Source organism: Streptomyces montanisoli (genome assembly GCF_017813245.1).
GTDB classification, from domain to species: Bacteria; Actinomycetota; Actinomycetes; order Streptomycetales; family Streptomycetaceae; genus Streptomyces; species Streptomyces montanisoli.
The window spans coordinates 15678-40697 of sequence record NZ_JAGIQL010000050.1 but is presented as its reverse complement, the minus strand read 5'-3'; the positions used below and the strand labels follow the sequence as shown (position 1 = coordinate 40697).

Here is a 25020-nt window from a genome sequence, read left to right as displayed (position 1 = left end):
GTTCAGACGTGTGCTCCTCCGGTCTGGCCGAAGGGCCGCCCGCGTGGACCGCGGCGCGTGCCGCGTTCGCGCCGGCGGCGCCGTGGACGCCGCCGCCGGGGTGGGCGGAGGCCGAGGCGAGGTAGAGGCCCGCGATGGCCGTCTCGGGGCGGCCCGTGCCCGGCAGGGGCCGGAAGACGAGCTGCTGGTGCATGTTGGTGGTGCCGCCGTTGATCGCGCCGTCGTGGAGGTTCTCGTCCATCGCCTGGAGCGTCCGCGGCGTCAGCACGCGACGCGCCCTGATGAGGGAGCGGAAGCCCGGGGCGTGGCGTTCGATCTGCGCCTCGACCCTGTCGGCCAGGACCTCGCCGTCCCCCTCGTCCCAGCGCCCCGTCAGCCCGTCGTCGCCGGCGTCCCCGGTGACGCGGTGGGGCACGTGCGTGTAGGCCCAGGCCGACTCCGTGCCGGCGGGCGAGCGGCCGGGGTCGGCGGTGGTCATCTGCCCGACGAGCACGAACGGCCGGTCCGGCACCTTCTTCATGGCGATCTGGGCGGCGAAGCGCGTGAGCTCGTCGACGCCGTCGGCCAGGTGGACGGTCCCGGCCCCGGCAGCCTCTGGGCTCGTCCAGGGCACACGTCCCGACAGCGCCCAGTCCACCTTGAAGGTGGCGAAGTCCCACTGGAAACGGCGCAGGTCGGCGAGGATGCGCGCGGGCACGTGCTCCCTGGCGATCAGATCCCGGTACAGGCTCGGCGCGGCCACCGCCGCGAGCACGGCCTTGCGCGCGGGGACGGCGTCGCCCGCCGTGCGCACGCCCACCGCGTGCCCGCCCCGCACGACGATCTCCTCGACGCGCTCCCCGCAGCGCAGCACGCCGCCGCGCGTGACGAACCTGCGCACCAGCGCGGCCGTCAGCTCGCCCGAGCCGCCGACCGGCACGGGAAACCCGTACGTCTGCCCGAGCATGGCCATCAGCCACCCGAACCCGCCGCTGCCCGCCGTCTCGGGCGCGAGGTCCGCGTGCAGGGCGTTGCCCGCGAGCAGGACCCGACCGCCCTCCCCCGCGAACTCCTCCTCCCCGAACCGCCGCACCGGAAGGATCATGCGGCGCGCCAGCCTCAGCCCACCGGACGCGCGCAGCCGCCCCGCCAGCCGCAGCCCGGCCCGCACCGGCGGGAAGGGCGTGAAGAGCGCCTGCAGGAGGTCGTCGCGCACGCCGTCCCACACCGCGCACAGGTCCCGCCAGACGTCCCCGTCACCCGCGGCGAACGCGTCGAGGCTGTCCGCCGTCACACCGCGGTCGCGGTCGAGGAGCGCGCAGCGCCCGTCGGGCAGCGGGTGGGCGACGACGTGCGGCGCATGGCTCCAGCGCAGGCCGTGGGCGGGCAGGTCGAGCTTCGACAGCACCGGGGAGGCGGCTGCGAGCGGGTAGAACGCGCTGAACATGTCGGACACGTAGTCGGGGTGCACGCCACGGTCGTGCCGGACGGCGCCGCCCGGCTTCGCCTGCGCCTCCAGCACCTCGACGCTCCAGCCCGCGTCCACCAGCAGGTTCGCGGCGACCAGCCCGTTGGGGCCGGCCCCGACGACGATCGCGTCCGGCATCCTCGCCTCCCGTCTCGGTCCCCCTGGCAACGTCCTGCGGCGCGCGGTGCCCACGCGTCGGCGCGTGACGGGTGCCCGGTCGGCGACGTCCGACACGTCCGCCTCGGGCGGGGGCGGCCCGGGATCAGGATCAGGTGAGGGCGTCCGGAAGTCCGAAGAGCGGGAACAGTGCCAGGTCCTGGAAGGCGGTCACCCGGGCGATGAGCGGGCCGGCGAAGGTGAGGACCTGGATCGAGTGCGCCCGGTGCACGCCGCCCGGCTCGCGGCGGTAGGTGGCGAGCGCCGGCTGGCCGTTGCCCGTGGTACGCACGTACCGCAGGTCGGCGGGGTCGGCCGGGACCCGGCTCGCGACGAAGGCGGCCACGACGGCCCGCCCGGCGAACCAGGTGGGGATCGGCGGCATCTCGTACACCGCGTCCCGCGTGAGCAGCCGGGTCAGCGCGTCGATGTCGGCGTGCCGGAATGCGGCGGCGTACCGGTCGACCAGGGCGCGCAGGTCCGGGTCGTCGGGCTCGACGAGATCGTCCTCGCTGGGCGCGATCCGCCGCAGATGCGTACGGGCACGCTGCAACAGGCTGTTGACGGCGGCCGGCGAGATCCCCAGCAGCTGGGCGACCTGCGGACCCGGGTAGTCCAGTACGTCCCGCAGGATGAGCGCGGCACGCTGCCGGGCCGGCAGGTACTGCAGGGCGGCGATCAGCGCCAGCCGCGTCCCGGCGCGGGACGCCACGACCGCGCCGGGGTCGCCGGCGTCGCCCCGCTCGTCGGGGAAGGGTTCGAGCCACGGCACCTCGGGGGCCGCCGCGCGCACCTGCGCGTGCGCGGAGTCCTCCGGGGAGCCGAGCCCGGACGGCAGCGGGCGGCGGCCGCGGTTCTCCAGCGCGCGCAGGCAGGCGTTGGTGGCGATGCGGTAGAGCCACGTGCGCAGGCTGGAGCGGCCCTCGAAGCCGCCGTACGCGCGCCAGGCGCGCAGCAGGGTCTCCTGCACCAGGTCCTCGGCGTCGTGCACCGACCCGAGCATGCGGTAGCAGTACGCGAGCAGTTCACGGCGGTAGGGGGCGGTGACGCGGGCGAAGTCCGCGTCACCCGCCGCCGCGGCCGCGTCCGGCGCGCTCTCGTGATGTGGCGCGCTCTCGTGATCCGGCGCGCCCTCGTGATCCGGCGCGCCCCTGTGCCGCGCGGCCGATCGTGTCGTGTCCAAGGCCGCTCCTCGCGTGAGCCGGTGTGTGCACCGGTGCTCGCGCCTGTGCCACGGGCCTGGTGCCGTCCCCCGGTCAGACCCGCGCCGCCCCGCGATCTCATCGGTCGGCCCGGCGGCTCCCCAGGTTCGTCGGGTTCATCGCGGGCGGACCGATGAGATGCGGCACCCGGCCGTATCAGTACCGGAGAACGACCTGCCCGATCGGGCACACCGCACGAGAAGGGTCGGCAGTCATGGTCACTCCCGAGCTCAGCCGGGGCTTCGCGCGCCCGGCATGGCCGGCTCCTTGTCCCGTTTCCGCTACCGAGAAAGAAGGCACCATGTCCAACGTCGCGATCATCCAGTACGAGGTACGCCCCGAGGCCGCCGACGAGAACCAGCGGCTGATCGAAGCCGTCATGTCCGAACTGAACGACCAGGACCCAGGCGGCCTGCGCTACGTGGCGTTCCGCCTTGACGACGGGGTGACCTTCGTGCACCTCGTGGTCACCGAGGACGCGGAGACTCCCCTGACCGGGTCATCGGCGTTCACGTCCTTCCAGCAGGGCTTCGCCGACCGCGCCGTCCCAGGCACTCTCTCGCGGAGGAGCGCGACGGCGGTCGGCTCGTACGGCCTCTCGCCGGCGGTGGCGCAAAGGCCATGACGCTGTGAGGTCCTGGCGCCACGGCGACGCGCATGGCGGCGCCGTGGCGCCATGATGTCGCGGCGCTCCGACGCCCGCGCGCGCCGGTCGCGGGCCCGGGCGCGGCTACGCCTGCCGGACGTGCCGAACGAAGGCGTCCCAGGCGGAGTTGGGGATGAGGAGCGCCGGGCCGGCGGGGTTCTTGCTGTCGCGAACCGGAACGACCTCCGGGAGGTCTGCCACTTCCACGCAATCGCCCCCCGCTCCGTTGCTGTAAGAGCTCTTCCGCCATGACGCGGTCGCTGTGTCTATCCGTACGGAACTCATGTTCCGAACTCCTTCATCGCCTTGTGAAGCAGAGCTGTTGACGCCATGGGCGACAGAGCTTGGGCATGCACGAGATCGTAACGATACGAGTGCTTGGCCACCATGACCCGATCCTCGACCAGCTCTCCGGAGTGGTCAGCCTCCAGATAGGCCACATCAGGCCCGCTCTCGAATGACAGGACGGTAAGGGACCCGCCCATGGCGGAGTGTGCGCCTGCGGCGAAGGGCAGGACCTGAACTTCGACTCGTGGGGCCGCCGCGGCGTTCACAACCTGAGCCAACTGCTCGCGCATGACTGCGTTTCCGCCGACGGGCCTGCGGATCACTGCTTCGTCGAGCACGACCCAGAAGAGCGGCGGCCGCTCGCTCCGGAGGAGCGCTTGGCGTTCCATTCGAGCCGAGACCGCCGCTTCGATCTCTTCCGTCGTGCACCACGGGAGACCGAGCCTCAGCAGCTCGCGGGCGTACGCCTCGGTTTGCAGAAGCCCCGGCACACTGTGGGCCATGTACTTGTGCATAGCGCACGCGACCGCCTCGTACGCCATGAACTTGCGCGCCCAGTCGGGGTAAGGAGTCCGCTTGGTGTGACCCCACAGATCAACCAAGTCCCCGTCCGCGCCCAGCAGAACGTCCAGCTTGGCGTTGACGTCCTCCGGCGGCACCTCCTTGCCCAGCTCGAACTGCGCGATGCGGCTGTGGGCGATGGGGATCCTGTCGCCGAGCTGCCGCTGCGTGAGCCCCGCCCGCACGCGCAGCTTGCGTAACTTCGCGCCGTAGAGCGCGGCGAGCGAGGCACTCGGATCGAGCTCTTTCGGTGCGGGCACTGGCCGACTCCCGTTTTCGTTCCGATGCTCCGAAAACCGTAACTCTTGGTGAGCGTACCGCTACGCATCCATGCTCGGTGCTGCGAAGCGGTACTCGACCAGGAGAGGTGCGCGTATGGAAGCGAACAAGCCCAAGGGCACGGACGCGAAGATCCGGGAAGCAGGCGCGGCACGCAACGAACTGCGGGCGGCGCTGGCCGCGGTGGGGCTCGTGCTGCCCTCGCTCGGGATCGACCTGCCGTCCATGACGAGCGACTGCCTGCCGCCGCTGGTCGAACTCGGCCGCTGCCGCGCCGACGTGGCCCGGCAATTGGCGGCAGCCTTGCGCAAGTCCGCCCAGTGACGGCGCAGGCGTCGCCCCCCGTCCCCGAGGGCCCCACCGAGCCGGGCGGGCAGGGCGAGGACGCCACACAGGCCTCCGTGCGGCGCGACGCGCTGATGGCCAAGGTACGGGAGGCCAACAAGTGGAGCCGCGCCTGGCGCGGTGAACGCCGCAGCACCACACGGGGGTCACCGAGTCGAGCGGCAGGCGGGCAGCCCGGGCCGGGGCCCGGACCAGCCGTCCGGGCCCCAGCGGATCAGTGGTTCTCGATCACCCACACGGTCAGGCCCATGAGGCCGAGTCCCGCGCCGTAGGCAATGCCTCGCACGAAGTGGGTGACGATTCCGCGACGGTTCCGGCTCACCCACCGCCGCACCCTGGTCCGGCGCGTGAGCACCTGATCATGGCGCGAGATGGTTCCGGACGGGAGGGAGTGGGGATTATCCTGCATGGCGGCTCCGTAGGTCGATTGCGGAGTGTCGTCGTGTTGGGGAGCTCTGGTTCGGCGCTGCTTCCAGGCTCCCGCCGTCCGGAGCTCCCCACACGAGACGAACTGCCGTTCACATGTGATCGGTTGACAGCTCGTCTGTTTCTCATGGTCCGCCGTACGAGCCCACACCCGCCCCTGCGGTCTGGAACAGTCTCCCGGCACGGAACTTGTGCGGGTCGGACAAAACCCAGGACCTCCGGGGTGCCCAACCGAGCAGCTCCGGCGAACCGGGAACAGCCCTTGACGCTCAGGCAACTTGAACTCACCGACGGTTTCACCGTGAGCCGGCTGACGCCGGCGTCCGGCGGCCAGAACAATGTGGTGTTCTTCGGTCTCTCCCCCGCTGCCGAGGAGGTCGTCGCGAAGGTGGAAGGCGCGGCCGGCCGGCTGCACGCGGAGTACCGCGCTCTGTCCTGGGCGGCGCGGCATGGGGTGGCCGTTCCGCGCGTGTACCGCTGGGGCGAGGTACGTAGCGGGGAGCTTCAAGGGGCCAGATGCCTGGTGTTGGGACGGGTACGGGGGCGCCGGCCCGTCACCCCGTTCGACTGGCGGCGGATGGGCACTTGCCTCGCAGGCCTGACCCGGCTGCCCGTCGCCGGCTCCGGAGTCCGCCTGGTGGGTGCGGACGAGGCGGTGGCCCACCATGAGCACGCCACGGCGATGCTGGTGGCGCAGCTGCCCAGCGCGCATGCCGCTGTCGTGCAGCGGGTTGCCGCCGAGGTCCCGGTCCCGCCGCTGTCGCGCCCGGTGTTTGCGCACGGGGATCCGGGGCCCGGGAACTTCCTGGTCAGCGACGCCGGGCCGGACCACCTGATCGACTGGGAGACCGCGCAAGCGACTCCCATGGGGCTCGATCCCGCCCGCGCCGCGGTCCTGGCACTGCTCAATGCCGACCCCGCCGGCGGCGACCTGGCCCGACGCCAAGCCGCCGCCGTCTGGCACGGCTATGCCGCGGGCACCGGCCGGCAACCCGGCGCCGTCGCGACCCGCTGGTGGCTGACCGTGGCATGCGTGCAGTTCCTCGCCGGGCGCTGGCGACGGCGCGATGCGGCGCGGGTGCGCCCGTGGGAGGACGCCGTGACCGTGCTGGAGGATCTCGAACACGTCGACCACCCGTGGGCCGCGCGCCGCCCGGTTTAGGCCGCCTGGCCGGTGGCACGGTGCGGGTCACCGATCTGCGCCAGGTCACGTGCTTCCATCGCGCCAGGAGGCATACGACATGGCTGACGACAGACAGCAGGACCCCCGTTCCCGATTCATTCCGTCGCGGCGCCGCGTACTGACCGTGGCGGCCCTGGCACCCGTGCTCACCGGCGTGCCGGCCGAGGCCGGCGCCCTGCCCACCGCGCCTCCCCGCTCCACGGCGGTCAGGCCGGTGACGACCAGGCTGGCCGAGTGGGAGGACGTGCGCGACGCTCTCGGCCGCCCCGGTGACATGAAGCGGTTCATGTACCACACGCCGTTCCCGCGCCGGGATCTCGCCGTCCAGTCGCAAGGCGTCCGGATCACCCCCGAGCTTGCCCTGGGCACGCACGTGTCCTTCGTGCGCTACGCCGACCGCAGCACGCTCCTGATGGGCGACACGGTGGTCACCGAACCCGAACTGCAGGGCTTCATCGACGCGCTGCTGCGGCACGGGATCATGCCGACCGCCATCCACAAGCACCTGCTGGCGCACTCGCCCCAGGTCTGGTGGGTCCACGTGCACGCCCACGGCAACGATCCGGTCGCTGTCGCCCGTGGCCTGCGCGCCGCGTTCGACGGCACCGGGACGCCACCCGCCGAACCCGCCACCGCCACCGCTCCCGCGGCGGTCGACCTGGACACGGCCGCGATCGACACGGCTCTCGGCGTCAAGGGATACGCCGACGCGGAGGTCTACAAGTGCGTCTTCGTACGCCGCGAGACCATCACCGACGGCCACGTGGTCCTTCCTCCTGGCCTGGGTGCCACCACCTCAGCCAACTTCCAGCCGCTCGGCGGCGGCAGGGCCGCTCTCAGCGCTGACCTGGCGATGATCGCGAGCGAGGTGCAGCCGGTCCTCGTGGCCCTGCGGCAGGGCGGGATCGAGCTCGTCGAGCTGCACCACCACAACCTGACCGACGAACCACGCCTGTTCTTCCTGCACGTGTGGGCCGTGGGCGACGCGGTGAAGCTCGCCGCGGCCCTGCACCGGGCCGTGGACACCACCAACGTCGCGCCCATGGCCGCCGGGGTGGTCGGCTCATGAGCGCGGAGAACGACATCGTGCACTGCCCGTTCGACTTCAGTGAGGCCCTCGAGTTCGACCCCGCGCTCACGGACCTGATGCGACGCGCGTCGCCTGCGCGGATCCGGCTCCCCTACGGCGAGGCCGAGGCCTGGCTGGTCACCGGATTCGACGCCGTCAAGCAGGTGACCACCGATCCGCGGTTCAGCCGCGCCGGCATCATCGGCCGCGACTACCCGCGGATGACGCCCGAGCCGATCGTCTCGCCCGAGTCGATCAACGTGATGGACCCACCGCAGAGCAGCCGCGTGCGCCACCTGGCATCCCAGGCCTTCACCCCGGCGCACGTCGAGGCCATGCGGCCCCGCATCATCCGGCTCACGGACCTCCTGCTCGACACCATGGAGCAGCACGGCTCGCCGGCCGACCTGGTCTCGCACCTCTCCGACCCGCTCCCCCAGCACACCGTCCTCGACCTCCTCGGCGTCGAGCGCCGGGACTGGGAGCGGATCCAGGAGTCCGTGCACCGGCTCCTCGTCGTCGACGCGCAGAGCAAGGAGACCGCGAAGGCCGCCAAGGCCGACCTGATCGCGTACTTCGCGGGGCTCGTCGAGGAACGCCGCGACAGCCCGGGGGAAGACCTCATCAGCGCCATGGCCGCGGCGCGCGACGGTGCGGAGCAACTCGACGACAAGGAACTGGCCGTCATGGCCCTCGTGCTGGCGCTCAGCGGCCAGGACACGGCGACCTGCCAGATCAGCGACATCGTCTACCTGCTCCTGACACGCCCCGAACTGCTGGCCCGGATCAGGAACAGCCCCGAGACCCTCCCCGGCGTCCTGCACGAGATGCTCCGCCACATCCCCTTCCGCAAGGGCGTGGGCATCCCGCGGGTGGCGCTCGAGGACGTGGAGGTGGACGGGGTCCTGATCCGGGCGGGCGACTACGTGCACCTGTCCTACCTGACCGCCAACCGCGACCCGGAACGCTACACCGACCCCCACACGATCGACCTCGACCGGCCGAACAGCCCCCATATGACCTTCGGATGGGGCGGCCACCGGTGCATCGCCATGCCCCTGGGCATGGCGGAGCTCGAAGTGGCCGTCGGCCGGCTGGTGGAGCGCTTCCCGGGGCTGCGCCTGGCGGTCCCGCCGGACGAGGTGCGGTGGGACACGGAGACGATCCGGCGGTTCCCGCTGGAGCTGCCGGTGGCATGGTGAGCGCGCTCTCTGCCGTCGTCCCCGCCTGAGCGGTCCATGCGCGAGGGAAGGGCTGCTGCCGCGTGGTCCTTCCCGAAGTGGCATGGTGGGGGCATGAGAGAAGGCGAGCTCGTCCCTGACTTCGAACTGCCCGACCAGAACGGCGAGCAGCGCTCGCTGAGCGGGCTGCTGGCCGGCGGCCCTGTGGTGTTGTTCTTCTATCCCGCCGCGATGACGGCCGGCTGCACGAAGGAGGCCTGCCACTTCCGTGACCTGGCGGCCGAGTTCGCCGCCGCCGGCGTGCAGCGGGTGGGGATCAGCCGGGACGCGCCGGCGAAGCAGAAGGAGTTCTCCGACCTGCACACGTTCGACTACCCGCTGCTGTCCGACGAGGACGGCGCCGTCGCCGGCGTCTTCGGTGTCGCGCGCAGTGGCCTGCTGAGCAGGCTCACGCCCGTGAAGCGCTGGACGTTCGCGATCGGCACCGATCGGCGCGTCGTCAAGGTCATCAGCAGTGAGACGAACATGACCCGGCACGCGGACGAGGCGCTGCGCGCCTTCGCCTGATCCGCGTGCGGGCGTGGGCGTGCGCGCGGGCGAGGCTCACGCCCGCGCGGACATCGCCTGTTCGCGGGCGTACAGATGGGACAGCAGAGGCAGCTCGTAGAGCGTGGTGTGCGCGGTGACCTCCGCCAGTTGACTGTCCAGCTCCCGCCGTTCCAGCAGCAGCTCAAGCAGGCGGTACGCGTGGTCCTCGGGCAGCGCCATGGCCTCGGCCGCGTCGGCCAGTGTGAACAGGGGGCCGGGCAGCCGGCCCAGCGCCGCGAGGGTGTCGCGGGCGGGCGCCGGGAGGTCGCGCCACCAGCCGGCCAGCAGTGGGCGGACGGCGGGGTCGGCCGTGGCCAGTTCGTCGAGGATCGCCGTGCCGCGTTCCAGACGTGACGCGTACGCGGGCAGCGACACGTGCCGCAGCGCCGCGAGTTTGCCGCCGTAGAGGCGGATGGTCAGCGGGAGCAGGCCGACGGCGGCGACGATGCGTTCCGCCGCCGCGCGGTCGGCCAGGACGCGGTGCGCGCCTACCAGGCCGCCGAGGAACTCCACCGCGTCGCGCAGCGGGTAGGGGCCGAGTTCGACCCGGTGCGGTGAGCCGATGCCGGGCAGGCCGCAGCGTGTGGTGACCACGGCGGCGCTGTCGCCCGAGCCGGGCAGCAGCGGGCGTACGGACGCGGCGTCGGGCGCGTCGTCGAGTACGAGCAGCAGTGCGCGGTCCAGGAGTTCGGCCTGCCAGAGCGCGACGGCGTCGTCCTCGTCGACGGGCGGCGGCATGTTCGTGCCGGTGATCCGCCGGAGTTCGGCGAGCAGGGACGGCACCGGGCGTGGCGTGCCGTCGGGGCGGCGCATCCGGATCAGCAGGCAGCCGTCGGGGAAGCCGGGCGCCATCCGGTGTGCGACGTGCACGGCCAGTGACGTCTTGCCGACGCCGAGCGGCCCGGACAGCTGCACGGACCTGCGGCGGGTGCCGACGGCGTCCAGCAGCTGCGCGGTCTCGGCCGAGCGCCCGGTGAAGTCGTCCAGGGCCGCGGGCAGCAGCAGCCGGGTCCGGGGCGCGGCCCCGCGCCGCGGCCGCTCGCGTGCCCACTCCGCGAGCGGGGCCGGGGACGCCGCCGCGGACGCCAGCAGGGAGCGGTGCACGGCGGTGACCGCGGGGCCCACGTCGAGGCCGAGTTCCGCGGCGAGCAGCTTGCGGTACTCGTCGTAGCAGGCCAGTGCCTCGGTACGGCGTCCCGACCGATGCAGTGCGGTCATGTGCACGGCGAGCAGCCGCTCCCTCAGGGGGTGGGCACGTACGGTATCGGCGAGGCGGTCCGCCACGACGGTGTGGCGGCCGAGCGCCACGGAAGTCTCGGCCCAGTCCTCACAGACCGCAAGCCGGCGCAGGGACCACCTGTCGGCCTCTTCGCGTATCACACCGGAATCGCCGAGGTCCGCGAGCATGTCGCCGCGCCAGAGGGCGAGCGCCTCGTCCAGCAGCCTGGCAGCGTGTTCGGAGACCCCCGACGCCGCCTGACCGGCCTGCTCGGCGGCGAGCCCGGACGCCTTGCGCGCGGTGTGCACGAGACGCTCGAAACACAACAGATCCAACTCGTCCGGCTCCACGCGCAGTTGGTAACCGGCCGGCCGGTGCACGATCCGCGGCGCGCCGCCGGGACTCGCGGGCGGCAGCAGCGCGCGCAATGCCGAGACGTGCACCTGGAGGTTCTTGCGCGCGGTGCGCGGCGGCTCGTCGCCCCAGACGGCCTCGGTGAGCAGGTCGGTGGAGACCACGGAGTTCGCACGGCACAGCAGGAGGGCGAGCACCAGGCGCCGCTTGTGCGGGCCGGGGTCGATCTCCCGGCCGCCGGCCTGGACGGCCAGTTCACCCAGGACGCGGAACTCGACCGCGGGTCCGGCCATGACGATTCCTCCCTTCGGCCGCACGGGGGGCCGCCGGCCGGCGCCAACGGACCCACCGGGGCCCGGCCACGGGCCCACCAGGGCCCGGCTGTTCATGGTCACGGGGCCGGCTGCTCACGGCCACGGATACTGCTCGTCCCTGTACCGCTCCGCCAGGACCTGCCGGGCACGGCGGTGATGGACACGGCGCCTGGCGGCCGTCAGGCGGGTCGCGCACCGGACGGCCGCGAGGCAGCCGAGCCCGGCCGCCACGGCCAGCAGCGCCGTGCCCAGGCGGCCGGGGCGCCGATGCTCACCCGGGACGGCGGGGCCGGGATGGGGAACCTGCACGCGTCAGTGCCCCCAAGCCGTGTCCTCGGTGCTGCCGTCGCCGTCACCACACGAGTACATGACAGTCATGGCGGTGGGCTGTCTGGCGACCGCACGGTGCCCGCCGGATCCGGCCGCCGCGTGCACGGCCGGCGCGTGCACGGCCGCTTCATGCCGGGGCGCCGCGTGCCCGGCCGTCGCGTGTTCCGCTGCCGCCGCCGGGGGGATCGCCACGAGCAGGGCCAGTGCCGCGACGGCGCCGGAGCGGAGGGCGAGACGGCGGATTCGGTTCATGGGGTGCTCCCTCGGTCGGTGCGTCGAGCTGGACGTGGTCCCAGACTGCTCCGTGGACGGCGGCCGTTGAAGGGAGTGCTTCCATGTCAGAAACTGCATGCACCAAGAACCCTGTCGCACAAAACGTCTGCTGATGGTGGAAATGGGACGCCCGTGCGGGCGTTCGGTGTGGCGCGGTCGACGAGGAAACATGCTGGTGACACATGCCAGGGCGCGGCCAATGGGTCCCCGTCCGCCGGAGGTCGGTCAGGCGCCGGGTACCGCGAGACCCAGGTGCTCCGCCAGGAACCCCATCACGTCGGCGAAGAGTTCCGTGGTGGTCGCCGTGCCGCGCGTGCCGTGCCCGACCCCGCGTTCCAGGCGCAGCAGCACGGGCCCAGGGCTTGTGGACGCGTGTTGCAGGGCGGCGCACATCTTGCGGGCGTGCGACGGGCTGACCCGGGTGTCGCCGTCCGCCGCGCCGAGCAGGACCGCCGGGTAGCGGACGCCCGCGCGGACCCGGTGGTACGGCGAGTAGGCGTGCAGCACGGCGAAGTCGTCGGCGTCGTCGGCGCTGCCGTACTCCTCGCGCCAGCTCGGCCCCATCCCCGAGCGCTCGTAGCGGACCATGTCCAGCAGCGGCGCGACCGCCACGACCGCCGCGTACTTCTCCGGGTGCTGGGTCATCGCGGCGGCCACGGTCAGGCCGCCGTTGGAACTGCCGAGCAGCCCGAGCCGCGCCGGATCGGCCCAGCCGGCGTCCACCAGCCAGTCCGCCGCGGCGTCCAGGTCGTCGAACGTGTTCTGCTTCGCGGCGCGCCGCCCCGCGTCGTGCCACCGCTGCCCTTCCTCGCCGCCGCCGCGCAGGCAGGCGAAGACGTACACGCCCCCTGCCGCGACCCAGGCGAGCGCCTGCGGTGCGAACCCCGGCACGATGGACGCGCCGAAGCCGCCGTAGCCGCTGAGCACCGTCGGACGCGGCCGGTCCGGACGGCCGGTGGGCGAGAGCACGAACAGGGTGACGGGCGTCCCGTCGTGCGAGCGGCAGCGCACTCGTCGCGTGACGCACCCGGCGGCGTGCGCGGCGCCCCGCTCCTCCAACGGGCCGGTGTCACCGCCTGCGTGGAAGGGTGCGAGCGCCCCGGAGCGTGCGTCGAAGCGCAGGACGCGTGCCGGGGTCGCGTGGTCCGTGTAGCCGAAGTACGCCTCGTGCCCGCCGGGTGTGGCGTGCAACTCACCGACCGTTCCCGGCCCGGGCAGCTCCAGCGTGCCGAGTTCCCGCCCTGTCGCGAGGTCGTGGACGGTGATCTCGCCGACGGCGTGCCGTACGCGCGTGACCAGTACGACGGGGCGGTCGAGTGCGGGCCCGTCCAGCACGGCGAAGTCGGTGAGCACGGCGACGGGGTCCTCGGGTATCAGGACGGTGGCGCGCGGCGATGCGGCGGTGTGGTCGTCGGGCACGCCGGCAGCCTCCTGCCCGGTCAGCCGTGCCGGTGACGTCACCTCGATCCGCCCGTTGGGCGCGTTCCGGCGGGTCAGGAGGTAGGCACGGCCGTCCGGTGTCGTGCCGGACGGAAGCAGCAGCGTCGCCCGGACGCCGGGGCCGGCCGGCCCACCGGAGCCACCCGGCCCGCCGGAGCCGCCGGGCCCGCCCACCCGGCGCAGCCGGGGTGCCTCGGGGGCGGCCGCCGTGAGGTCGGCGAGCCACAGTTCCGTCGCGGGTGAGGCGCCCCTGGTGGCCGTGATCGTGAGCCAGCGGCCATCGGGGGACAGTGCGGGCGCGTAGTAGTCGTCCATCGCGCGGCCCGCGCCGAAGACCAGCGCGTCCTGCCGGGGATCGGCGCCGATGCGGTGCAGGCCCACCCGGCGGTGGTAGCGCTCCTCCCCCGGCGCGTCCTGCGGCGGCAGGCTGCGCACGTAGTAGAAGCCGGCGGAGTCGGGCAGCCAGGCGACCGGGGAGCGCCGCAGCCGGTCTATGGGTCCGTCCACCGTGCGGCCGCTCGCCACGTCGAGCACCACGAGTTCGCACCGCTCGGTGCCGCCCGCCGAGTACTGCACCGCGACCAGGGAGCCGTCCCAGGACGGTTCCCAGCTCTCCAGCACCGTCAGCCCCGCCGGGTCGTGCGCGAGCGGGTCCCACAGGGTGCGTGCGCCGCCGTCCTCCACGACCCGCAGCACGGGCTGGTCACGGCCCGGCGCCCGGACGGTGTCGAAGAGCCTGCCGCCCCGGGGGACGGGAGCGGTGATCGAGCCGCCGGCCATCAGGGCCGCCAGGTGCCCACGCAGCGGCCCGAGCGACGCCCAGGTGCCGCGGTGGGCCGCGAACAGCGCGTCCTGGGCGGCGCTCCACGCGACGGTGGCCGGGTCGGCCTCTTCCTCAAGCCAACGGTAGGGGTCGGCCACGTCCGTGCCGTGCAGGCGCTCAACGGGGCCCGTCCGAAGGGCCGTCGGGTACGCGGGGACGGCGGCGGTCGGGGTGGTGGTCGTGGAAGCGGGGGCGGTCACGGTTTCTCCTCGGCACGGTCGTCGTCGCTCTGCCCGGGGTCCGTCCCGGGGCCGGGCTCGCGGCCGCCGGGGGCCGTGTCGGCGTGCAGGACGAGATCGCCCCGCGTCTCCACGGCCGCCGCCGTCCCCCCGGCCTCCGGTGTGTTCTCGGCGTTCGGTGTCTCCTCCGTAGCAGCCGCTGTGCCCTCAGAGGCCGGTGTGTCCTCCGCGGGCGGTGTGTCCTCCGCGGGCGGTGTGTCCTCCGCGGACGGTGTGAGCGAGCCTCCCCGCACCAGCGGGATCGCCGCGGCCGCCGTCGCGGCGGCCACCAGGGCCGCGAGCAGGAGCCAGGTGTTCGACACCCCCGCGTCCTCGATCAGCACACCCACCGCGGCGGGGCCCACCGCCGCGAGACCCGCGATCAGCAGGTTCGCCGCCGTGCTGACCCGGCCGAGCAGTTCACGTGGCGGGCCGGTCATCAGGGCGCCGCTGACGACGATCCCGGCCGGGGACGTAAGGAAGATCAACAACACCAGCACCACGCCGACCACCAGCGGTCCCGGCGGGACCGCGAGCACCGCGAGCCCCAGCGCCCAGGTCACGCCCACGGCCAGGAACAACCGCACGGGGGTGAGCAAGCGGAGCACCCTCGGCGCGGCGACGGCTCCGAGTACGGCGCCGATCCCGGCGCAGCCCATCACCAGGCCGATCGCCGTGCTGCCCGTGTGCTGCCCGCGCAGGGTGATCACCACGGCCACCTCGGCGGCCGAGCCTGCCAGGTTGAGCACCGCGGCGAACAGCAGCGCCCGCAGCAGCGTGGGGTTGCGTCCGAGCCAGCGCAGCCCGGCGAGAGGACTGGAGTCTCCCGCGGCGGACGCGCCGGGCGCCGGGGGCCGGGTGGTCATGCGGAGCAGCAGGATCGCGGAGATGCCGTACGAGAGGGCGTCGGCGGTGAACGGTAGCAGCCGGTCCACGGCGAACAGCCAACCGCCGGCGAAGGGCCCCACCAGGGAGGCAGCCGACAGCGCGGCCTGGCTCCTCCCCAGGGCGTCGGGCAACTGGTCCTCGGACACCACGTCACGTACCGCGATGACGCCGGCGGGCGAGAAGACCGCCGTGGCGCACCCCTCCACCACGGCGACGGCGAGCAGTTGCGGATAGACGAGCGCGCCGAGCGACGCGGTGGCCGGGATGCTGCCCAGCGCCACAAGCCGGATCAGGTCCGTGCCGACCATCAGCCGCCGCCGGTCCACCCGATCGGCCAACTGCCCTGCGGGCAGGCGCAGTACCAGGCGCGTCAGCAACGAAGCCGTGGCCACCAGCCCGGCCTGCGCGGCCCCCTGCCCCAGCGACAGGACGAGCAGGGGGAAGGCGATGAGGGACATCTGCGAGCCCAGCGTGGAGAGCGCCGAGCCGAGCCAGTACAGCCTGAAGTCCTTGTTCGCACGCAGGACCCCGGCACCGGCGGTGCCGTTCATGCTTACCTCCGAGATTCAGCGGCGTCAGCTCGCGTCGTGGGAGCAGGCCGTGTCACAGACGGCCCGCGCCGTCCAGAAGATCGAGCAGCGCCGCGTCCACCTCGTCCTGGAAGGCGGTCAGGGCCGCCGCGTTCTCGCCGTGCCGGTACTGGTCGGTGCAGGTGATCCAGCGGCCCTCGGCCTGCTCCGCCGGCAGGTAGCCCTCGTCGATCGCGCCGACCGTCCAGTCGGGCCGGCCCGCGGTCTCCCAGCAGCTGGACAGGGAGCCGTCAGCGCTGACCACCGCGCCGTACAGGCCGTCGGGGTGGTCGCAGGCCTGGCAGCCCTTGCCGGATCGAGGGCGGGTCAGCGAGAAGCCGCGTTCCAGCGCCAGCCGGTGCCAGCGCGTGAAGTCGGCGGCGAGCGTGCCGCCGTAGTCGAGGTCGTTGCCGTAGCCGACGCCGACATCGCCGATCAGGGCGAACTGGATGCCGCACAGCGACGGGTCAAGACGCTCGGCGAGCCGTTCCACCAGGGCGTCCATGCCGTGCCTGTTGTGGTGCGAGACGTTGATCCGCAGGTGCCAGCGCAGCGGTACGGTGCGCATCGCGCGAGCCGCGTTCTCCATGATGCGCTCGAAGGTGGCACCGCCGGAGCGGGTGACGCGGATGGCGTCGTGCTCGGACCTGTCACCGTCGAGGGTGAGCTGAACGGATCGCAGGCCCGCCTCGTACAGGCCCTTGATGATCAGCGGTGTCATCAGCGTGCCGTTGGACGTCATCGACGCCTTGAGCTCACCCAACTCGCCTGCCCGCCTGAGCAGTTCGAGGGCACCGCGGTGATTGAGCAGGGGTTCGCCGCCGAACAGCATGAGGGCGAGCGCGTCGAATCCGCCCGCTCGCATCCGCTGTCGTGTGAAGTCCAGCACGCGGGTGATCGTGTCCGAGGTGAGCCGGGCGTGTGCGATACGCGGCGGCCGCGCACCGCCGCGCGGGTCCTGCGCGGTGTTCTGGAAGCAGTAGCCGCAGCCGAGGTTGCAGTCGGTGCTGGTGAGCACGGTCAGCGAGTACGAGCCGGGCTCGCGCCGCCGCAGCAGTCCCTGGGCGCGCAGCTGGTCCATGACGGCCCGGTTCGGCACACCGTCCGGGTCCACCTGCGCGGGACGCAGTCTGGCGTAGCCGTTCTCGCTGACGAACCACCAGCCGTCGTGGGCCGGGAGCAGGCGCGAGGGCGCGTCCGCGACGGGTTGCGGGCTGAGCATCCGGAGCACGGTGCCTCCTGTCGGTCGAACGGAATGGACGGGGATTGGACGGGGATTGGACGGGGGCGGGCCTGGGCCACCGGCCCGGGGGCGGAAGGGGGAGCTCCGCCCCCGGGCCGGTGGTGTCGTGCGGGTCGTGCGGGTCGTGCCGGGGCCGGTCAGGCCTCGGGCTCGTCGACCGCGGTGCCGGTGTTGACGCCGCACCACGGGGTGTCCTCGCCCGCCGAGTGCGCCTTCACCTCCGGCTCGTCCACGGCGGTACCGGTGTTCACACCACACCACGGCGTGTCCTCACCCGCGGAGTGCGCCCTGACGTCCGGCTCGTCCACGGCAGTGCCGGTGTTGACACCGCACCACGGGGTGTCCTCGCCCGCTGAGTGCGCCTTCACCTCCGGCTCGTCCACGGCGGTACCGGTGTTCACACCGCACCAGGGCGTGTCCTCGCCGGCGGAGTGCGCGGTGACCTCGGACTCGGGCTCGGGCTGCTCGTCGGAGGCGGGCTTGTTGTTCTCGGCCATCGTGATCTCCAGATCTGTGCGGAGTAGTGAGGCTCTCGGGGCGGTACGGCGACAACGTTGGCGGCCGCCGGTTCGCCGGCGGTTGCACGCCGATTCGGTCCCGGTATCGCCGCAGCCCAACGGCGCCGCGGGCGGCCCTGCCGGCGGGGCAGGGGACCGCCGGGCGGGCCGACGAGCCGTGAACGCGGCTGGTGCGCAGGCCAGTTGCCTGCTCCGAGCTGCGGATATACCGGTACGAGTGCGTTCGCCAACCGCTGCGGAACCGGGCCCGTGGACGGTGTGCCGTGCGGGCACCCACGAACGGATGTCCCGACTCGTCACGTCACGTCACGGCAGCCGGAAGGAGCCCGCGGTGGAACTCGCCGAACTGGTCGCACTGCGGCCGGTGCCCTGCGCCGGTGTACTGCTGATGGTCACGCAGCGCTGCCCGCTGCACTGCGCGCACTGCTCGACCTCGTCCACCATGGCGGGCGCGCATGCGGACGGTTCGGCGCTGCTGCGGCTCGTCGAGTCGTTCGGCCCGGCGGACCGCCCGGAGCTGCTGATGCTCACCGGCGGGGAGCCGCTGCTGCGCCCGCGCCTGGTGACGGAGCTGGCCGAGGCCGCCAGGGCGCGCGGCGTACGCACGGCCCTGCTGAGCGGCGCGTTCTTCGCGCGCGGCGGCCGCCTGCCGGCCTCGATCCGGCGTGCGGTCCGCGCCGTCGACCACTTCTCCGCGAGCATCGACCGCCAGCACGAACGCGAGGTGCCGAGGACCGAGGTCCTGCGCGTCCTCGGGTCGCTCCTGGAGGACGGCACGGCCGTGAGCCTGCACATCACGGGTGCGGACGATGACGATCCGTACCTGGCCGACGTCACCCGGGAGGTCCGGCTGGCCTTCGGCGACCGGGTGCCGATGCTCGTGAACGAGGTACGCGCGGTGGGCCGTGCCGCGGCGTGGGGCGGGTCGCGCACCGTGCCCCCTGCGGCGGCGCCGGGCACCGCGCGGCCCCTCCCCTGCGCGATGGCGGCCTGGCCGGTCGTCACGCCCGACGGCGCGGTGCTCGCGTGCGGGAACCAGGACGCCGTGGACCTGCGGCCCGTGCCCGAGCACCTCCTGCTCGGGCACATTCCCCAGGACGACTGGCCGACGCTGCGCGGGCGCGCCCTGGCATCCCCCGAGTTGCGGCTGATCCGCTCGCTCGGACCGCTGCACCTGCGAAGCCGCTTCGGGGCCGGAACGTCAGGCGCCCAAGCATCGGGCGACGGCGCGTCCGGGCCCGGGCCGTGCGGCGCGGACGGATACTGCGCGTCCTGCGTCGCGCTCCCCCGTGACCCCGAGCTGCGCGAGGCCGTGCGCGGCTACGGTGCCGGTCCCGCCGGGGAACTGCTCGACGCGTACGCGGCCCGTGCGCAGGCGCGTTCCGGCCCGGTCGCGCTCGTACGGCGCTTCGGCTCCGCCCGTTACGCGGGCCTCGTCGCGCCGGGCGGCCCGCGATGACCGCCGGCCGGAACGGGACGGCGCCGCCGCTGTCGCGGGCCCCGCTGCCTCACGCGCTGCCTCACAGCCAGGCGCTGAACCTCAAGATCCGCCTGGCCGACCAGGGGCTGAGCGCCGCGCTCGCCGGCCTGTGGCGCGGCGACGGCGACCTGCTCCCGCGGTACGGCCGCTACCTGGCGGCCATGCACCAGGTGATCCGCGCCTCGGTCCCCCTGATGGAACTGGCGGGCGCGCGCTGCGCGGAACGCGGGGACGCCGACGCGCTCTCCGCGCCCCTCGCCGCCTACCTCGCGCGGCACATCACGGAGGAACGCGACCACGACCAGTGGCTGCTGGAGGACATGGCCGTGCTGCACGGCAGCCGCGGCCCCGCTTCGGCGCCATGGGCGGGCGCGGCCGCCGCGCGTCTGGTCGGCGCGCAGTACTACTGGATCGAGCACTGCCATCCGGTGTCCCTGCTCGGCTACATGGCCGTACTCGAGGGCCGCGCGCCGGCCGCCTGGCTGGCCGCCCGGCTCGCGTCACTGACGGGGCTGCCCGCCACCGCGTTCCGCACCGTTCACGCCCACGCCGCCCTGGACCCCGGCCACGCGGGTGAGCTCGACGCCCTGCTCGACAGCCTCCCGCTGAGCGGCGCGGAGACCGCCGCCATCGGGGCGAGCGCGCTGCACACCGTCGGCGCCCTGACCGACCTGCTCACCGAGATTTCCGTACCGCGCCCCGGAGGCAACCGTGCATGACTTCGGCAATCCCGTCCTCGACCGGCTCGCCGCGGCCGGCCTCCCGCTGGACGCGCTGAGCGCGGAGCAGCGCGACGTACTCGGCTCGATGTCGGAGGAGGAGGTCGTGCTGCTGCTCGGCCTGAAGGCGCGGCTCGACGAGGTCGAGCCCGAGGTCCAGGCACACACCAGCCTGGCCGGCGGCGCCCTGTTCTGACCGGGCGCCCCGCGCCACGCCGCGGCCGCCCCGCCCCGGCCCGCGCCCCGCCCCGACGCACGCCCCGACCGTACCCGTCACGTCTCGAAAGGAGGCCGCGTGAACTGCCGTTCGTGTTCCGAGACGCTCCCGGGCAACGCCCGCTTCTGCCCCCACTGCGGCGAGCCCGTGGCCGCCGCACCCGCCGCGCCCGCCAGGGCCGGGGAGGAGCGGCGGCCGGTCACCGTGCTCTTCTGCGACCTGGTCGGCTCCACCGCCCTCTCCGGCCGCCTCGACCCGGAGACGCTGCGGTCGGTCGTGCTGCGGTACTTCGAGGCCGCGCGAACTCCCATCGAGGCACACGGCGGGACCGTCGAGAAGTTCATCGGGGACGCCGTGATGGCCGTCTTCGGCATTCCGCGGCTGCACGAGGACGACGCGCTGCGCGCGGCCGCCGCGGCGCTCGGGGTGCTGGGCGCCGTCGAGCGCCTCAACCGGGAACTCGACGCCTCGCTCGGTGTGCGCCTGGCCGTGCGGATCGGCGTGAGCAGTGGAGAGGCCGTGGTCGGCACCGACGCCGACGCGCGGCAGGTACTCGTGTCGGGCGAAGTCCCCAACGTGGCGGCCCGGCTTGAGCAGAACGCGGCACCGGGCGAGATCCTCATCTGCCCTGACACCCGGCTCGCGGTCGCGTCGGCGGCCGTCGTGGACGACGCGGGCCCGCTGGAACTGCGCGGCAAGACCGATGCGGTACACGCCTTCCGGCTGCGCGCCCTGAAGGGCGACGATCCGGACCTGCTGCGCAGATTCGACCTGCCCTTCGTGGGACGCACGGCTGAACTCGACGCACTCGACGGTGCGTTGGCGGACGTGGCGAGAAAGCGTACGGTGCGGCTGCTGACGCTGAGAGCGGAAGCGGGCCTGGGCAAGACCCGGCTGCTGAGGGAGTGGCTGGAGCGGACCCCGGCCGGGCGAGCGCGCACAGGGACCGGGCGTTGCCGCCCGTACGGCGAGAGCGGGAGCCTCACCGCGCTGGCCGAGGCCGTGTCGGCGCTCCTCGACGCGGACGACGACGTCCCTGGCGCCCTCGCCCCCGCCACCGGCGCCCCCGCCACCGTCACCGGGCCGGATGCCGTGGCCACCTCGCCGGACCTGGTGGACGCGCTGGCCCTGCTGCGCGCCGGGATGCTGCACGACGGCACCCCCGACCCGTCCGTCGAGGACACCTGCGCCGCGCTCGCCGTCGTCCTGCGGGGGCTGGCGGCCGAACAGCCCCTGGTTCTGGTGCTCGACGACTTCCACTGGTCGCGGCCGGCCCTGCGCACCTGCGTGGAACGGCTGTCGGCGATCACCGCCGGCGTACCGCTGCTGCTGATCTGCGCCGGACGCCCGGAACCGCTGGAGGACCCGGCCGGTGCCCGGGCCGACTCGGCAGGGTCCCGGCTGGCGCTCCCGCCGCTGTCCGAGGCCGAATGCGCCCGCCTCGCCGCGGCGCACGCGGAACGGACCCCAGCGGGTGGCGTGCCAGGCGCCGGAGGTCCCGCCGTTCCCGCCCGCGTCCTCGAACGCGCCGAGGGCAACCCGCTGCTGCTGGAACAGCTCCTGGTGGTCGCGGGCGGCGCCGGTGCCGAGGATCTGCCGCCCACGGTCCAGGCTCTTCTGGGCGTGCGCATCGACGCGCTGGGGGCGGCCGAACGCGCCGCACTGTCCCTCGCGGCGGTCCTGGGCCGCGAGTTCGAGGCCGATCAGGTCGCGGGCCTTGCTCACTCCGGGCCCGAGGGCGCGCCGGGCGGCGAGCTGTGGAACGCGACCGCGGCCGCGCTGCGCGACCTGACCCGCCTCAGCATGGTCGAGGAGGTGCGGCGGCGGGATCGTTCCCCGAGCCGTTACCGCTTCGCGAGCGGCCTGGTCCAGGAGGTCTCGTACCAGCGCACCGCCAAGCGGACCAGGGCTGACCGCCACGAACGCACCGCCGACCTGCTCGCGGCGTCCGCCGCCCCTGACCACGAGGTCGGCGCCCATCTGGAACACGCCCACCAGTACCGCACCGAGCTGGGCATGGCCGACGACCACACCGAGCGCCTGCGGGTCCACGCGGCCACGTACACGGCCGCCGCGGGTGCGCTCGCACTGGCCCGCGCCGACCTCGGCTGGGCGGAACCGCTCCTGCGTCGCGCGGCAGCGCTGACCCGCGCGCACGACACACAACGCCTCTATGTTCTCTGGCAGTTGGCCGAGGTGCTGGTGGCGGCGGGCGAGCTGGAGGAGGGGCGCGCGCTGCTCGGGGAGATCCTCACGGCCCCGAACTCCGAAACGACCCCGAGCCCGGCAGCGGACGCGACCCCGGAAGCGGCCTCGGCCCCGGAGACACCCTCGCGCACCGGCCCCGACCCCGGCCGCGCGTCGCCCGCCCTCATCCGCGCGCACGCCCGGCTCGCAAGCGCTGTGTACGCCGGCACGGACGCGGACCCCTTCCACGCGGCGCGCGTCGCCGACGAGCTGATGGGCGGCTTCGTCGCAGCGGGGGACGAACTCGGCCAGGCCCGTGCCTGCCTGCGCATGGCGCAGGCACGGCAGATCCTCGGCCGCCACGGCGAGGCCGAGCGGCTGCTGCTGCGCGCCGCCGACCATGCCCTGCGCGCCGGCGCCGAACCGGAGCGCGCGGCCGTGCTCGGCGCGCTCGGGATCTCCCTGTGGGGCGGGCCCACCCCGGTGCCGGAGGCCGTGGAACGCTGCCGTGCGCTGCTCGCCCGCCACGGCGTCCGGCGCATCGTACGCGTCACGCTCAACGGCCCGCTCGCCGTGCTGCTCGCCCTCGACGACCGGCCCGAGCAGGCCACCGCGTGCCTGGACGCGGCCGAGGAGTGCGCACGCGACTGCGGTTACGCAGAGACGGCCGTCTTCCTGCCGTTCTTCCGCGCCACCGTGGCATCGCTCACCGGCCGCCCGCGGACGGCGTACGAGCTGCTGCGGCAGGCGGGCCGTGCCGCGTCGCGCCTGGGAGCGGCGGGGACGACGGACCAGTTCGCGCGCGCCGAGGCCAGGGCGCTGCTCGATGCCGGGCGCACCGCCGCAGCGCGGGAACTGCTGCCGCAGGACCGGCCGGGGCCTTTGCCGCTCGAGGACGCCGTCGACCTGCACGGGCTGCTCGCCCGCGCACTCGTGGGCACCGATCCCACCCGCGCCCTGACGCTGGCCCATCAGGCCGTGGCCGAGGCCGAGGCCGCCGACTCCCCGGTGCTCCGGGCCACCGCGGCCCTCGACCTGGCCTGCTGCGCCGCGCAGGCGGGGCTGCGTGCGGAGGCGCTGGGGGCCGCCGGTGCGGCGCACGCCCTGTTCACCGCCAAGGGCCACCGGCCGGGCGTCCGCCGCGCCGAGGAGCTCCTGGGCGCGACGTACCCATCCGACCCGGCAGTCCCACCCGACCCGACAGGCCCGTCCGGCGCATCCGGCCCGTCCGGCCCGTCCGTTCGCCGGCACGACGTCCCCGTCCCGCAGGAGGGCTGACCGCATGACCCCGCCAACCGCCGATCCGACCGCCCCGCCGGGCGGCCAGGCCCCGCCTCCCTCCGCGGCCGGAAACCGGCCGGAGCCGTCCGGGCTCACCTGGAGTCTGCGCGGGCGCACCCCCGCGGACATCGCGCTCGCCGCCGAAGGCCCGCCCGTCACCCCCGACTGGGCGTGGGGCGGTTCCCGCGGCAGCGGTGTGCGGGTGTGTGTCGTGGACAGCGGCGTCGAACGCGACCATCCCGACGTGGGGCCGCTCGACGGTTCCTGGGTGGTCACCAGCGACGACGACGGACCACGTGTCGTTACCACCGACACCGGCGACACCTGCGGGCACGGCACCGCCTGCGCCGGGATCATCCGGCGGCTCGCGCCCGACTGCGAGCTGCACAGCGTCCGCGTGCTGGGTGAGCGCTTCTCCGGCACGGGCGACGTGCTGCTCGCCGGGTTGCGCTGGGCCGTGCGCGAGGGGTTCGACGTGGTCAACCTGAGCCTGTCGACCACCCGCGCGCGGTTCGCGCGGGAACTGCGCGAGCTGGCCGACGAGGCGTACTTCGGCGGCACCGCGCTCGTCGCGTCCGCGCACAACACACCCGTGGAGAGCTTCCCCTGGCGGTTCTCGTCGGTGTTCTCGGTGGGCAGCCACCAGGAGAGCGGCCCCGGCTTGCACCTCTACAACCCCGAGCCGCCCGTGGAGTTCTTCGCCCCGGGCCAGAACATTCCGGTCGCATGGCTGGACGGCGGGACGATACGCACCACGGGCAACAGCTTCGCCACCCCCTACATCGCCGGCCTCTGCACGCGCGTGCGCGCCAAGCACCCGGACCTGACGCTGTTCCAGCTCAAGAGCGTCCTCTATCTCACCGCAGCCAACGTTCGAGTCGATTCCAGAGGTGCAGCATGAGCCATCCCGACCACGCGGCGCCGCAGCGGCTCGACCCGCGGGCGCACGAACTGCTCCAGTCCGTCGTGGACACCGCGCGGGCCATCTTCGGCGCAGCGGCCAGCTCGATCTTCCTGTACGACGAGGAAGCCGGCGAACTGGTCTTCCAGGCGGTCTCCGGCGAGGGGCAGGACTTCCTCGTCGGCCGCCGGTTCCCCGCAGGACGCGGCATCGCGGGCTGGGTCGTCAGCTCGGGCGAGCCCGTGATCGTGGACGACCTCACGCATGACCGCAGCTTCGCCCGCGACCTGGCCGAGTCCACCCGGTACGTGCCCACCGCGCTGATGGCCGCGCCGCTGCTGGACTCCGCCGGCGTCCTCGGTGTGCTGGAAGTCCTCGATCCGGCACCGCAGGCCCGCTCCGACCTGGCCGAACTCGACCTGCTCTCCCTCTTCGCCCGCCAGTCCGCGAGCGCGCTGCGCGTCGTATCGGAACGCGTCCCCGGCGGCCCGGCCAGCGGGCGGGAGCCCGCGGGGGTGCGGGCGGTCGCGGAGCTCGACGCGGCGGGCCGGGCGGCAGGCCTCGTCGTGGTCGACGCCGTACGCGACCTGCTCCTCGCGGCAGGCACCCGTCCCTGAACGGCCGGTGCCCCGGCTGCTGCCGCACCCACCGCACGACTGTCCCCAACGTTCAAGG

General features: G+C 73.8%; 22 protein-coding genes. 12 read left to right on the top strand and 10 right to left on the bottom strand.

Annotated elements, in window-relative coordinates; translation table 11 throughout:
* Nucleotides 1-1585 (bottom strand): phytoene desaturase family protein (locus JFN87_RS14785; RefSeq protein WP_209340503.1); only part of this gene is annotated, 1585 nt, incomplete at its 3' end.
* A gap of 130 nt (nt 1586-1715) precedes the next feature.
* Nucleotides 1716-2786, bottom strand: coding sequence for a sigma-70 family RNA polymerase sigma factor (locus JFN87_RS14780; RefSeq protein WP_209340502.1), 1071 nt, complete (start codon nt 2784-2786; stop codon nt 1716-1718).
* Between the two features lie 320 nt (nt 2787-3106).
* Here JFN87_RS14780 and JFN87_RS14775 point away from each other — a divergent pair, with 320 nt between their 5' ends.
* Nucleotides 3107-3430 (top strand): antibiotic biosynthesis monooxygenase, encoded by a 324-nt coding sequence (locus JFN87_RS14775; RefSeq protein WP_209340501.1) that lies wholly within the window; start codon nt 3107-3109, stop codon nt 3428-3430.
* 105 nt (nt 3431-3535) lie between these two features.
* On the opposite strand, the gene JFN87_RS14770 is transcribed toward JFN87_RS14775, so the two are convergent.
* Together JFN87_RS14770 and JFN87_RS14765 are read right to left on the bottom strand one after the other, a co-directional pair.
* A complete protein-coding gene (locus JFN87_RS14770; protein WP_209340500.1) occupies nt 3536-3736 on the bottom strand; it encodes a DUF397 domain-containing protein in 201 nt (66 codons plus the stop codon).
* A complete protein-coding gene (locus tag JFN87_RS14765; protein WP_307865451.1) occupies nt 3733-4560 on the bottom strand; it encodes a helix-turn-helix domain-containing protein in 828 nt (275 codons plus the stop codon). Before JFN87_RS14765 ends, JFN87_RS14770 begins: the two co-directional genes overlap by 4 nt.
* 115 nt (nt 4561-4675) lie before the next feature.
* On the opposite strand from JFN87_RS14765, the gene JFN87_RS14760 reads away from it, so the two are divergent.
* The 5 genes from JFN87_RS14760 (at nt 4676) to JFN87_RS14740 (ending at nt 9350) form a co-directional block, all read left to right on the top strand.
* The gene (locus JFN87_RS14760; protein ID WP_209340499.1) at nt 4676-4903 is read left to right on the top strand and encodes a hypothetical protein; all 228 of its coding nucleotides are present in this window, start codon (nt 4676-4678) and stop codon (nt 4901-4903) included.
* Between the two features lie 709 nt (nt 4904-5612).
* The gene (locus JFN87_RS14755; RefSeq protein WP_209340498.1) at nt 5613-6512 is read left to right on the top strand and encodes a phosphotransferase family protein; all 900 of its coding nucleotides are present in this window, start codon (nt 5613-5615) and stop codon (nt 6510-6512) included.
* Nucleotides 6513-6591: 79 nt separating this feature from the next.
* Complete coding sequence (locus tag JFN87_RS14750; RefSeq protein WP_209340497.1) at nt 6592-7602, top strand: DUF1259 domain-containing protein; 1011 nt, start codon at nt 6592-6594, stop codon at nt 7600-7602.
* On the top strand, nt 7599-8804 hold the full coding sequence (locus JFN87_RS14745) for a cytochrome P450 (RefSeq protein ID WP_209340496.1): 1206 nt from the start codon (nt 7599-7601) through the stop codon (nt 8802-8804). The genes JFN87_RS14750 and JFN87_RS14745 overlap by 4 nt, the downstream gene beginning before the upstream one ends.
* A gap of 93 nt (nt 8805-8897) precedes the next feature.
* Complete coding sequence (locus JFN87_RS14740; RefSeq protein ID WP_209340495.1) at nt 8898-9350, top strand: peroxiredoxin; 453 nt, start codon at nt 8898-8900, stop codon at nt 9348-9350.
* A 36-nt stretch (nt 9351-9386) separates the two neighbouring features.
* Here JFN87_RS14740 and JFN87_RS14735 read toward each other — a convergent pair whose 3' ends face one another.
* The 6 genes from JFN87_RS14735 to JFN87_RS14710 all read right to left on the bottom strand — a co-directional run bounded on the left by JFN87_RS14735 (nt 9387) and on the right by JFN87_RS14710 (nt 17539).
* Nucleotides 9387-11237: an AfsR/SARP family transcriptional regulator gene (locus JFN87_RS14735; RefSeq protein ID WP_209340494.1), complete on the bottom strand. Its 1851-nt coding sequence runs from the start codon at nt 11235-11237 to the stop codon at nt 9387-9389.
* Nucleotides 11238-11570: 333 nt separating this feature from the next.
* Nucleotides 11571-11840 carry a hypothetical protein gene (locus tag JFN87_RS14730; protein ID WP_209340493.1) on the bottom strand — a complete coding sequence of 90 codons (270 nt, stop codon included), beginning with the start codon at nt 11838-11840 and terminating at the stop codon, nt 11571-11573.
* A 246-nt stretch (nt 11841-12086) separates the two neighbouring features.
* Nucleotides 12087-14324 carry a prolyl oligopeptidase family serine peptidase gene (locus tag JFN87_RS34345; protein ID WP_209340492.1) on the bottom strand — a complete coding sequence of 746 codons (2238 nt, stop codon included), beginning with the start codon at nt 14322-14324 and terminating at the stop codon, nt 12087-12089.
* A complete protein-coding gene (locus JFN87_RS14720) occupies nt 14321-15781 on the bottom strand; it encodes an MFS transporter (protein WP_209340491.1) in 1461 nt (486 codons plus the stop codon). Before JFN87_RS14720 ends, JFN87_RS34345 begins: the two co-directional genes overlap by 4 nt.
* A gap of 52 nt (nt 15782-15833) precedes the next feature.
* On the bottom strand, nt 15834-17021 hold the full coding sequence (locus JFN87_RS14715) for a radical SAM protein (protein WP_209340490.1): 1188 nt from the start codon (nt 17019-17021) through the stop codon (nt 15834-15836).
* A 158-nt stretch (nt 17022-17179) separates the two neighbouring features.
* Nucleotides 17180-17539, bottom strand: a complete 360-nt coding sequence (locus tag JFN87_RS14710) for a hypothetical protein (RefSeq protein ID WP_209340489.1) — start codon at nt 17537-17539, stop codon at nt 17180-17182.
* A 352-nt stretch (nt 17540-17891) separates the two neighbouring features.
* Here JFN87_RS14710 and JFN87_RS14705 point away from each other — a divergent pair, with 352 nt between their 5' ends.
* From JFN87_RS14705 to JFN87_RS14680, 6 genes are all read left to right on the top strand, one after another.
* Nucleotides 17892-19019, top strand: coding sequence for a radical SAM protein (locus JFN87_RS14705; protein ID WP_209340488.1), 1128 nt, complete (start codon nt 17892-17894; stop codon nt 19017-19019).
* Nucleotides 19016-19759: a heme oxygenase-like domain-containing protein gene (locus JFN87_RS14700; RefSeq protein ID WP_209340487.1), complete on the top strand. Its 744-nt coding sequence runs from the start codon at nt 19016-19018 to the stop codon at nt 19757-19759. Before JFN87_RS14705 ends, JFN87_RS14700 begins: the two co-directional genes overlap by 4 nt.
* Nucleotides 19752-19955 carry an aroma-sacti cluster domain-containing protein gene (locus JFN87_RS14695; protein WP_209340486.1) on the top strand — a complete coding sequence of 68 codons (204 nt, stop codon included), beginning with the start codon at nt 19752-19754 and terminating at the stop codon, nt 19953-19955. The genes JFN87_RS14700 and JFN87_RS14695 overlap by 8 nt, the downstream gene beginning before the upstream one ends.
* Before the next feature lie 99 nt (nt 19956-20054).
* Nucleotides 20055-23441 carry an adenylate/guanylate cyclase domain-containing protein gene (locus tag JFN87_RS14690; protein WP_209340485.1) on the top strand — a complete coding sequence of 1129 codons (3387 nt, stop codon included), beginning with the start codon at nt 20055-20057 and terminating at the stop codon, nt 23439-23441.
* 4 nt (nt 23442-23445) lie between these two features.
* Nucleotides 23446-24345, top strand: a complete 900-nt coding sequence (locus JFN87_RS14685; RefSeq protein WP_209340484.1) for a S8 family peptidase — start codon at nt 23446-23448, stop codon at nt 24343-24345.
* On the top strand, nt 24342-24962 hold the full coding sequence (locus JFN87_RS14680; protein ID WP_209340483.1) for a GAF domain-containing protein: 621 nt from the start codon (nt 24342-24344) through the stop codon (nt 24960-24962). Before JFN87_RS14685 ends, JFN87_RS14680 begins: the two co-directional genes overlap by 4 nt.
* Nucleotides 24963-25020: the final 58 nt, after the last annotated feature.

Coding starts and splice junctions, on each gene's coding strand:
- JFN87_RS14775 (WP_209340501.1), top strand. CDS start 3,107: ATGTCCAACGTCGCGATCATCCAGTACGAGGTACGCCCCGAGGCCGCC.
- JFN87_RS14770 (WP_209340500.1), bottom strand. CDS start 3,736: ATGAGTTCCGTACGGATAGACACAGCGACCGCGTCATGGCGGAAGAGC.
- JFN87_RS14760 (WP_209340499.1), top strand. CDS start 4,676: ATGGAAGCGAACAAGCCCAAGGGCACGGACGCGAAGATCCGGGAAGCA.
- JFN87_RS14750 (WP_209340497.1), top strand. CDS start 6,592: ATGGCTGACGACAGACAGCAGGACCCCCGTTCCCGATTCATTCCGTCG.
- JFN87_RS14745 (WP_209340496.1), top strand. CDS start 7,599: ATGAGCGCGGAGAACGACATCGTGCACTGCCCGTTCGACTTCAGTGAG.
- JFN87_RS14740 (WP_209340495.1), top strand. CDS start 8,898: ATGAGAGAAGGCGAGCTCGTCCCTGACTTCGAACTGCCCGACCAGAAC.
- JFN87_RS14735 (WP_209340494.1), bottom strand. CDS start 11,237: ATGGCCGGACCCGCGGTCGAGTTCCGCGTCCTGGGTGAACTGGCCGTC.
- JFN87_RS14730 (WP_209340493.1), bottom strand. CDS start 11,840: ATGAACCGAATCCGCCGTCTCGCCCTCCGCTCCGGCGCCGTCGCGGCA.
- JFN87_RS14720 (WP_209340491.1), bottom strand. CDS start 15,781: ATGAACGGCACCGCCGGTGCCGGGGTCCTGCGTGCGAACAAGGACTTC.
- JFN87_RS14715 (WP_209340490.1), bottom strand. CDS start 17,021: ATGCTCAGCCCGCAACCCGTCGCGGACGCGCCCTCGCGCCTGCTCCCG.
- JFN87_RS14710 (WP_209340489.1), bottom strand. CDS start 17,539: ATGGCCGAGAACAACAAGCCCGCCTCCGACGAGCAGCCCGAGCCCGAG.
- JFN87_RS14700 (WP_209340487.1), top strand. CDS start 19,016: ATGACCGCCGGCCGGAACGGGACGGCGCCGCCGCTGTCGCGGGCCCCG.
- JFN87_RS14685 (WP_209340484.1), top strand. CDS start 23,446: ATGACCCCGCCAACCGCCGATCCGACCGCCCCGCCGGGCGGCCAGGCC.
- JFN87_RS14680 (WP_209340483.1), top strand. CDS start 24,342: ATGAGCCATCCCGACCACGCGGCGCCGCAGCGGCTCGACCCGCGGGCG.